Source organism: Rhodococcus sp. BS-15, assembly GCF_000813105.1.
Taxonomy (GTDB): domain Bacteria; phylum Actinomycetota; class Actinomycetes; order Mycobacteriales; family Mycobacteriaceae; genus Rhodococcoides.
This window is the reverse complement of record NZ_BAOX01000276.1, coordinates 1-6,452: the sequence shown is the minus strand read 5'-3', so window position 1 is coordinate 6,452 and position 6,452 is coordinate 1. Positions and strand designations below refer to the sequence as shown.

Below are 6,452 nucleotides of genomic sequence, written 5' to 3'. Positions count from 1 at the left end.
GCCGCCCACGATCTCGTACAGGAAGAACAGCACCGGTGAGCCCAATTCGATCCGACTGCCCGTCACCGACGCGACGGCCAGGGTGAACAGGGTCAGCGCGGCCGCGTCGTTCACCAGGGACTCGCCGGTGAGGATGGCCATCATCCGCGCGGGCAGACCGAGCTTGCGGCCGACGGCGATCGCGGACACCGCGTCGGGCGGGGCGACGACGGCACCGAGCACCAGGCCGCGCCGAGAGTGAGCTCCGGGATCAACAGATTGGCGAACCAGCGACGGCGAGAGTCGTCACGATCACCATGATCAGACCGAGTCGGAGAATCTGGCCGAGATTGCGCCGGAAACTGACGAACGAGAAATCCAACGCGGCGGAGTACAGCAGCGGCGGGAGCACCACACCGAGGATCAGCTGGGGCGACAGGCTGACGTGCGGCACTCCGGGAACGAACGAGGCGATGGATCCTACGGTGACCAGGACGAGCGGGACCTGCAGATCGATGCGCCTGGCGAAACCGGCGACCGCGATCGCGAAGATGACTACGAGAAGAAGAATCGGTCCGTCCACCCCGACGATTGTGCCGTCAGCCGCACCCTGGGGTACGACCGACGGCCACGATCATCGACGCGAGGAGACCGGAAGGTCCTACTTGTCCGGAATTGCCTTCTTGACTGCGTCCTGAACCTTGTCGACCTTGTCGGAGTACTTGCCGTCGGTCTTGCTGTCGATGAAGTCCCCCGCCTTCTCCACGACGTCGTCGATCTTGTCCGAGTTCTCGGCCGCAAGGTCCTTGCCCTTGTCGACCATGCCCTTCAAATTGTCTGCGAAGCCCATGGCTCTCTCCTGTCGCTAGAGTGATCGAACATCTGGCAGCTTACGTTTTGTACTGTCTGTTGCGTAGTGCCGATCCGAATCGATGGGCGACCTCGACGAGCGCGATGCCGATACCGCCGATGATCAATGCACTGGTGGTGGCGCCGACGTTGGACGGATCGAGCTTGAAGAAGGTGCGGCAGAACGGGATCGCAAACAGCAGCAGGTAGCCACCGATCGACCCACCGAGCAGCAGAATCTTCCACCAGTTGTAGGGCCGCGCGACGACGGCCAACACCCACAGCGCGATCATGATCAGGGTGATCAGCGCGGTGGTACTGGCCTGCGTCACCTGGGTCTCGGTCGCGTTCGGGCCGGCATAGACCAGCAGGTAGGAGACGAACGTGCACGAGCCGACGATCAGTCCGGACGGGACGGCCAGCCGCATCACCCGCGAGACGAATCCACTGCGCGCCCGCTCGTTGTTGGGCGCGAGCGAGAGCACGAAGGCCGGGATACCGATGGTGAACCACGCCGCGATCGTCACGTGCCGTGGCAGGAACGGATACGGAATCGGCTCGAAGTGGAAGATCTGCGATGCCACGCCCGAGAGCCCGATCAGGAACGCCAGCAGTACCGAGTACACCGTTTTGGTGAGGAACAGATTGGAAACACGTTCGATGTTGCCGATGACGCGTCGCCCCTCCCCCACGACGTACGGCAGCGTGGCGAACTTGTTGTCCAACAACACGATCTGCGCGACGGCTCGCGTAGCCGCACTTCCCGAGCCCATCGAGACGCCGATATCGGCGTCCTTGAGCGCGAGCACGTCGTTGACGCCGTCGCCGGTCATCGCGACCGTGTGACCGCGAGACTGCAACGCGCCCACCATCGCCCGCTTCTGATCGGGCCGGACGCGGCCGAAAGTGGTGGAGTGTGCCAGAGTGTCGGCCAGCTTCTCGGAGTCCTCGGGCAGATCACGCGCATCGATCGGGGCGTCGCCGCCGGGTAGGCCGAGCGAACCGGCGACTGCGCCGACCGAGACGGCATTGTCGCCGGAGATGACCTTGACCTCGACGTGCTGGCTTGCAAAGTACTCCAGCGTCTCTCGGGCGTCCTCGCGCACCTTCTGCTCGAGAATCACCAACGCTCGCGGAGTCACCGCGCCGGGTGCCTCGTCGTCGTCGACCGAGCGGTCCGAGCTGGCGAGCAACAGCACCCGCAGGCCATGGGAACCGGCGTCCTCGGCGCGACGAGCGATGTCGGAGGAGGCGTCGAGCAGCACGTCCGGAGCGCCGAGCAGCAGTTGCCGTGCTCGCCGTAGGACAGCCCACTCCACTTCTTGGCCGAGGAGAACGGGGCCACGGCCGTCTGCGTCCACCCCGGTGCGTCCGGATATGCCTCGCCGACGGCCTGCACACTGGCGTTGGGCCGCGGATCGTCGTGGGCCAGGGACGCGAGAGCCGCTGTGGTGGAATCGGAATCGCGCTCGTCCATCAGCACCAACTCCGACAGTCGCATTCCGTTCTCGGTGAGGGTGCCGGTCTTGTCGGCGCACACCACGTCGACGCGGGCGAGGCCTTCGATCGCAGGCAGCTCCTGCACCAGGCACTGCCGCTGACCGAGCCTGATCACGCCCACCGCGAACGCGATGGACGTCATCAACACCAGGCCTTCGGGAACCATCGGAACCAGCGCGGCGACCATGCCGTTGAGGGCCGGCTTCAAAGCTTGTCCGCTGGAGAACAATTGGTTGTAGATGATCAACGCGCCGGCCGGAATCATCAGGTAGGTGATGAACTTCAGGATCTTGTCGATACCGCTGCGCAGCTCGGACTTGACCAGGGTGAACTTACTGGCCTCCTCGGCGAGCTTGGCCGCGTACGCATCACGGCCCACCTTCGTCGCACGGTAAGCCCCACTGCCCGCGACCACGAAGCTTCCCGAAAGCACCTGCATTTCCTCGAGTTTGTGCACCGTGTCGGCCTCGCCGGTCAGCAACGACTCGTCGATCTCGAGGCTTGCGCTCTCGATCACTTCGCCGTCGACGACGATCTGATCACCGGGACCGAGTTCGACGATGTCGCCGAGCACGACCTCGTCGGGTGGGATCTGCTTCGAGGTGCCCTCGCGTCGTACCTGGGGTTTGTTCTGCCCGACGATGGCCAGTCGATCCAATGTGCGCTTCGCGCGGATCTCCTGCACGATGCCGATGCCGCTGTTCGCCACGATCAGCAGCCCGAACATGCCGTCGATCACCGAACCCGTGGAGAGCACGATGATCAACAACACACCGAGAATGGCGTTGATTCGGGTGAACACGTTGCCGCGGACGATGTCGCGAACCGACCGAGAAGCGCGGGCCGGAACGTCGTTCGACTTTCCCTCGGCCCTGAGCGTGGCCACTTCCGCCTCGGTCAGCCCCGTATCCCGCTGCGCATCGGCCTCGATAGACATGCGTGCAGCTTAAACCCGGTCCGATCAGCCCAGCCGAGCCCACCAACGATCGTCGTGCAGCGTTCGTGTGCCGTCTATTCGTTGCCCCGGCATCGGCACCGCCACCTGAACTCCGACGTCCTGGGCGGCGGCGTGCAGTCGCACTATCGGCTCGGACCAGGGGTGGAAAGCGAGGTTGAACGTCGCCCAGTGAATCGGGACGAAGATGCCCGACGCCGTCAGATCGATGTGCGCCGTGACCGCTTCCTCGGGATTCATGTGGATGTCCGGCCACCGCACGTCGTAGGCCCCGACGGGCAGCAGCGTCAGATCGAAGGGTCCGTAGTTTCTGCCGATCTCGGCGAACTTCGGTGTGTAGCCGGTGTCGCCGCCGAAGAAGACGCGTCGAACCGGACCGGCGAACGCCCAGGACGCCCACTGCGTCGAGTCCCGGGTCAGACCGCGGCCGGAGAAGTGCCGAGCCTCGGTGCACGTGACGGTGAGGCCCCCGATGTTCGTCTGCTCGTCCCAGTCCAGTTCGATGATGCGGTCCTCGGGCACCCGCCACTTGCGCAGGTGAGCACCGATGCCGAGCGGCACGACGAACGGGGCCGACTGCGCGGCGGCCAGCTTCTGCACCGTCGCCTTGTCCAGGTGGTCGTAGTGGTCGTGGGAGATGACGATGGCGTCGACCTGCGGCAGATCGGTCAGCTCGACCGGCGTCGGATGCAGGCGCGCGGGCCCCACCACCGAGGACGGCGAGACGCGATTGCTCCACACGGGATCGGCGAGGACGCGATAGCCGTCGACCTCCACGAGCACACTCGAATGTCCGTACCAGGTGACCGCGAGCTCACCCGCATCCACCGGAGCGATCGGCGGGGCCAGCGGAATCGGCCGTTGCGGCTTGCCCTTGCCTCGTTCGGTGACGAGCGAGACGAACATGTTCTGCTGTCCCTTCTCGCCGCGACCCGGCACGTAACTCGAACTCGGGTCGGAGTTGTGGAATCGGCGATCGCGATAGCGCGGCGACCCGGCCGCGTAGGGAGTGATGTGCACACGTCTGGCACCGATCGCGACGGCAGGCCCCACGTCGCACGCGCCAACCATGCACCGCTCAGCATTGCGGTGGCTCCCAGTACGAACTTCGTCTTCGTCACGGGCCCCAGAGTAGCGGCGTCGACGTCTTCGCAGCTCACCCGTAGCCTTGCCGTAGAATATTCGCGTCGGTTTTGCTGCTAGAAGGGGAGACATTGAGTACCGAACAGCTCGAATTCCAGGCGGAGACGCGTCAGCTCCTGGATCTGATGGTGCACTCCATCTACTCCAACAAGGACAGCTTTCTCCGTGAACTGATCTCCAACTCCTCGGACGCGTTGGACAAGCTGCGCCTGGAGTCGTACCGCAACAAGGACCTGGACGTCGACGTCTCGGATCTGCACATCGAGATCGACATCGACGCCGCAGCCCGCACGCTGACCATCCGCGACAACGGCATCGGCATGTCGCGTTCGGAGGTCATCGACCTCATCGGCACGCTCGCCAAGTCCGGCACCGCCGAGGTCCGCAAGAAGCTCAAGGAAGCCAAGGATGCAGCTGCTTCCGAGGAGCTGATCGGCCAGTTCGGCATCGGCTTCTACTCCACGTTCATGGTGGCCGAGAAGGTCACGCTGCTCACCCGCAAGGCCGGCGAGAGCACGGCTACCCGCTGGGAGTCCACCGGCGAGGGCACCTACGAGATCACCGACGTCGACGACGCCCCGCAGGGCTCGTCGGTGACGCTGGCACTCAAGCCCGCCGACGAAGAGGACCACCTCCACGACTACGCGTCCGAGCGCAAGATCAAGGAACTGGTCAAGAAGTACTCCGACTTCATCGCCTGGCCCATTCGCATCGACGTCGAGAAGCGCGTCGAGAGTGAAGAGGAAGGCGGCGAGGACACCGTCACGATCGAGACGGAGACGATCAACTCGCAGAAGGCGCTGTGGACCCGCTCCAAGGACGAGGTGTCCGAGGAGGAGTACAAGGAGTTCTACAAGCACGTCAGCCACGCCTGGGACGAGCCGCTCGAGGTCATCCCGTTCAAGGCCGAGGGAACGTTCGAATACCAAGCGCTGCTGTTCATTCCGTCGCAGGCACCGTTCGACCTGTTCATGCGCGAGAGCAAGGCGGGCGTGCACCTGTACGTCAAGCGCGTGTTCATCATGGACGACTCGCAGGAACTGCTGCCCGAGTACCTGCGTTTCGTCAAGGGTGTCGTCGACGCAGCGGACCTCTCGCTCAACGTCTCTCGTGAGATCCTGCAGCAGGACCGACAGATCCGCGCGATCCGTCGACGCCTCACCAAGAAGGTGCTCTCCACGGTCAAGGAACTGCAGAGCGAGCAGCCCGACAAGTACAAGACGCTGTGGTCGCAGTTCGGAACGGTCCTCAAGGAGGGCCTGATCTCCGACAGCGACAACCGCGAAACCCTCTTGGGCATCGCGTCGTTCGCGTCCACCAACTCCGAGGAGGGCGTGACCACCCTCGCCGAGTACGTGGACCGGATGAAGGACGGCCAGCAGCAGATCTACTACATGACGGGCGAATCCCGTCAGCAGATCGAGAGCTCGCCGCACATGGAGGCCTTCAAGGCCCGCGGCCTCGAGGTGCTTCTCCTCACCGATTCCGTCGACGAGGTGTGGGTCGGCAACGTGACCGACTTCGACGGAAAGTCGTTCCAGTCCATCGCCAAGGGCGAGGTGGACCTCGACACCGAAGAGGAGAAGAAGGAGTCCGAGGCCAAGCGCGAGGAGCAGGACAAGGAGTTCGCGGACCTACTCACGTGGCTGACCGAGACACTCGGTGAGGACGTCAAGGAGGTGCGCCTGTCGACGCGTCTGACGACGTCACCGGCTTGCGTCGTCGGCGACGAGTTCAGCTTCTCCCCGCAGCTAGAGAAGATGTACAAGGCGTCGGGACAGTTCGTTCCGACCTCCAAGCGCATCCTCGAACTCAACCCGACCCACGATCTGGTGACGGGACTGAAGAAGGCCCGCGAGGATCGCAGTGACGATCCGCACCTCGCCGAGACCGCCGAATTGCTCTATGCGACGGCACTTCTCGCCGAGGGCACCGAGCTCAAGGACCCGGCGAAGTTCTCCCGATTGCTGGCGGATCGGTTGACGCGGACCATCTGAGTGCCTGCGGCAGTGGTGTGATTATGTGC

2 protein-coding genes and 3 pseudogenes are annotated in these 6,452 nt (G+C 64.2%); 1 reads left to right on the top strand and 4 read right to left on the bottom strand.

The features are described from left to right. The 4 genes and pseudogenes from RHBS_RS22470 to RHBS_RS22455 all read right to left on the bottom strand — a co-directional run. Positions 1-562: pseudogene (locus RHBS_RS22470) on the bottom strand (cation:proton antiporter); the annotation flags it as partial. Between the two features lie 78 nt (positions 563-640). After that, positions 641-829: an antitoxin gene (locus RHBS_RS22465; RefSeq protein ID WP_121870717.1), complete on the bottom strand. Its 189-nt coding sequence runs from the start codon at positions 827-829 to the stop codon at positions 641-643. 40 nt (positions 830-869) lie between these two features. Beyond that, positions 870-3,265 (bottom strand): annotated as a pseudogene (locus tag RHBS_RS32395) (HAD-IC family P-type ATPase). 24 nt (positions 3,266-3,289) lie between these two features. Further along, positions 3,290-4,368, bottom strand: a pseudogene (locus tag RHBS_RS22455) (MBL fold metallo-hydrolase). A gap of 129 nt (positions 4,369-4,497) precedes the next feature. Here RHBS_RS22455 and htpG point away from each other — a divergent pair. Beyond that, complete coding sequence (gene htpG / locus RHBS_RS22450; RefSeq protein ID WP_121870719.1) at positions 4,498-6,423, top strand: molecular chaperone HtpG; 1,926 nt, start codon at positions 4,498-4,500, stop codon at positions 6,421-6,423. The last annotated feature ends 29 nt before the right edge of the window (positions 6,424-6,452 follow it).